This window comes from Azospirillum sp. B506, assembly GCF_000333595.1.
Classification (GTDB): domain Bacteria; phylum Pseudomonadota; class Alphaproteobacteria; order Azospirillales; family Azospirillaceae; genus Azospirillum.
Genome location: NZ_BADK01000891.1, coordinates 1 through 3158 on the forward strand (window position 1 = coordinate 1; position 3158 = coordinate 3158).

At 70.9% G+C, this 3158-nt stretch carries 4 protein-coding genes; 1 reads left to right on the forward strand and 3 read right to left on the reverse strand.

Annotation, left to right across the window (positions count from 1 at the left end; genetic code table 11):
• The coding region (locus I71_RS27600) for an SDR family oxidoreductase (protein ID WP_049976366.1) at window positions 1-610 on the reverse strand (610 nt) is incomplete at its 3' end.
• Window positions 611-621: 11 nt separating this feature from the next.
• Complete coding sequence (locus tag I71_RS27605) at window positions 622-1191, reverse strand: ester cyclase (RefSeq protein ID WP_042701581.1); 570 nt, start codon at window positions 1189-1191, stop codon at window positions 622-624.
• Between the two features lie 121 nt (window positions 1192-1312).
• On the opposite strand from I71_RS27605, the gene I71_RS27610 reads away from it, so the two are divergent.
• On the forward strand, window positions 1313-2293 hold the full coding sequence (locus I71_RS27610; protein ID WP_042701584.1) for a LysR family transcriptional regulator: 981 nt from the start codon (window positions 1313-1315) through the stop codon (window positions 2291-2293).
• Between the two features lie 233 nt (window positions 2294-2526).
• Here the strand turns inward: I71_RS27610 and bla are convergent.
• A partial coding sequence (bla, locus tag I71_RS27620) for a class A beta-lactamase (protein WP_042701590.1) occupies window positions 2527-3158 on the reverse strand: 632 nt, incomplete at its 5' end.

Below are 3158 nucleotides of genomic sequence, written 5' to 3' on the forward strand. Positions count from 1 at the left end.
TGGCATAGAAGGGGTCGCGCTTGGCGGCCGGAACCGCCCCCCAGTTTCGGTGGCCGTCACGCCCGGCGACACCACATTGACCCCGCAGCGGCGCCAACTCCTTCGCCAGGGACTTGCCCAGGGCTTCGACGGCGGCGTTCATCACCGTCTTGGCCAGCGCCCCCTTGTTTGGCTTGCGTGACAGCAGGCCGGAGGTCAGCGTCACCGACCCGTCCGGCGCCAGATGCGGCAGCGCCGCCTGGACCGCCTCCGCCGCACCCCACAGCTTCACCTCGAACGCCCGCCGGGCGGCGGCGAGGTCGAGCTGCGCGAAGGCCGGGGAGCCGATCTGCGGCCCGGCGGTGACGACCAGATGGTCGAGGCTGCCGACGCTGCGGAACAGGGCGTCCAGGCTGCCGCGGTCGCCCAGATCGGCGGCCAGCCCCTCGACCCCCAAAGCCTCGGCGGCGATGCGGGTCCGCCCGGCGTGATGGCCGGCGATCACCACCCGCGCGCCCTGCCCATGCGCCGCCGCGGCCACCGCCCGGCCGATGCCGGAGGCCCCGCCGATGACGACCACGCCACGGCCGGCCAGCGATGCGCCACCCGCCGCGTTTTCGATCCTGTCCATGATGGCGCTCCTCACTGCTTGACGATGCCGAGCTGCTGCAGCAGCGACAGGTTGTCTTCCAGGTGCCAGTTCTCGGCGATGCGGCCATCCGCGACGCGGTAGAGGTCGAAGGCCTGGAAATCGACCGCCTGGCCGCTGCCCTGCACCTCGCCGAAGCGTCCGGTGAAATGGCCGCGGAAGCGCAGATGCACCGCCACCCGGTCGCCGGCCGCCACCATGTCCTCGATGCCCGCGGTCAAGTCGGGCACGGCGGCGCGGAAGGCGCGGGAGGCCTGCAACGGCCCGTCAGCGCCCTGCGGGCGGCCCGGCGGCAGCGTGCGGTCGGTGAAGCCCGACGCAAGCGCGTTCCGGGCGAAGGCTTCGTCCCCGCTGTTCCAGAAGGCGGCATAGCGGCGTGCGGCCAGCACGGTCGGCGACGCGGCATCGCCGGCCAGATGGGCGGGCTGCGGCAGCACCTCCGTCGCCGTCGGCTGTCCCGTCGGAAGGGCGGCGGCGACCAGGGCGGCGATCAGCGGCAGCGCGCCGATAGCGATCCGGCGTCCGGTTCGGGTGGATGTCGGTCCGGTGATGGGTACGGTCATGGGAAGGTCTCCAGAAGCGGGACGGCAACGCCGTCCTCTCGCGTTGGAGCCGATTGTGTCCTTCCGCACCCTGGGTGATAATCCTGGCAGTCTTTGAGATATTGCCAAATTGGATTTGATAATGATCGCGCTCGACGACCTCCGCCTGCTGCTCGCCATTGCCGAGCATGGCAACCTGTCGGCGGCGGCGAGGCAGCTCGGCCTGCTGCCGGCGACGGCGAGCGCCGCGCTGAAACGGATCGAGCAGGCACTGGGTGCCCGCCTGTTCGAGCGGTCGACACGCAGCGTCCGCCCGACCGATGCCGGAGCCGCCTATCTCGCCAGTTGCCGGCAAGCGCTCGACCAGTTGGACGCGGCGGCCGAACGGCTGGCCGGCGACCGCAGCCGTTTTGCCGGGCCGGTGCGGCTGGCGGCGCCCTCCGATCTCGGCCGGACGCTGCTGCGCCCGTGGCTCGACGAGTTCCGCGACCGCCATCCGGCCATCCGCCTCACCCTGCTGCTGGGCGATCGTCTGGCCGACCTTCTGCGCGACGACCTCGACTGCGCGCTGCGCTATGGCGCACTGCCGGATTCCGCGTTTGTCCGACGACAGATGGCGCCATCACGCCGGGTACCGGTTGCTTCGCCCGCCTATCTGGAGGGGCATGGCACCCCCGCCGCACCGGAGGACCTGCGTGGCCATCGCTGCCTCGTCCTGTTGCGCGGCCAGGAGCCGCTGAACCGCTGGCGCTTCGCCGGTCCGATGGGTGAACGCAGCATCGTGGTGGAGGCCGACCGCGCCACCGACGATGGCGCCGTTCTGCGCGACTGGGCGCTGGCCGGCTGCGGCATCGCTTACAAATCCTGGCTGGATGTCGCTGCCGACGTCAGCGCAGGACGCCTGCGTCCGCTGCTGGCGGACTGGAGCGCGGAGGAAAGCCCGCTTCAACTTCTGTTCGCGTCCGGCCGCCGCCGGCCCCTGCGGGTCGACGCGCTGGCCGATCATCTGGCCGGCCGGATCGCCGCCCACGCCGCCGCCCATCCGTTTAAGGCCGCCTTCCCGGCGGATTGGCAAGGATCGGCCACCGGTGACCTTGCCATTGGCCCCATTGCCGGTGCATGATCGGAATCGAAGGCCGCCGGGTCGGCCATGAGGTTGGAATGTTCAGCGTCAGCCAGGATGAAGCCGCCGCAATTCAAAGGGCGTTTCACGAAAGCGGCGAATGGGCGGCCGTCGCCGAGTTGCGCCGGCATTTCCACATCCAGGACAATGTGAACGCCCTGAACGCCGTCCGGTCCATCGTGCGATGGGCCCGGCCGCCGCATCCCTCACCTGCCTCTCCCGTCTGAGCCGGTTCAGCCGAACAGGCCGGCCACCGTCCGCGCCACTTCGGCATGAATGGAGTCCTGCTGCTTGAAGCCCTCCGCGGTCTGGGTCAGGTAGCTGGCGACCAGCAGCGGTGCCCGGCCTTCCGGCCAAAGGATGGCGATGTCGTTGGCGGTGCCGTTGGCGCCGGTTCCCGTCTTGTCGCCGACCCGCCAGCCGGCCGGCAGCCCGGCGCGCAGCCGCTTGTCGCCGGTCTTGTTGGCGACCATCCAGCCGGTCAGCTGCTGCCGGGAGTCCGGCCGCAGCGCGTCGCCGAGCAGCAACCGTTCCATGCTGCGCACCATGGCGGCGGGCGCGGTGGTGTCGCGCGGATCGCCGGGGATGGCAGTGTTCATGGTCGGCTCGTTGCGGTCCAGGCGGGTGGTCTTGTCGCCGATGGCCCGCAGGAAGGCGGTGAGGCCGGCCGGGTTGCCGACGCCGGGCAGCAGCAGGTTGGCCGCCACATTGTCGCTGAGCGTCACCGCCGCTTCGCACAGTTCGGCCAGCGTCGGCGGCGTGCCGTTCAGCCGGGTCTCCGAGAAGGGCGCATAAGGCAGCAGATCGGCCTTGGTCACGGGAATCCGCCGGTCCAGCCTGTCTTTGCCCTCGTCCACCGTCTTCA

Bases quoted from the DNA above. Each gene is read 5' to 3' on its own strand.
- I71_RS27605 (WP_042701581.1), bottom strand. From the start codon at position 1,191: ATGACCGTACCCATCACCGGACCGACATCCACCCGAACCGGACGCCGG.
- I71_RS27610 (WP_042701584.1), top strand. From the start codon at position 1,313: ATGATCGCGCTCGACGACCTCCGCCTGCTGCTCGCCATTGCCGAGCAT.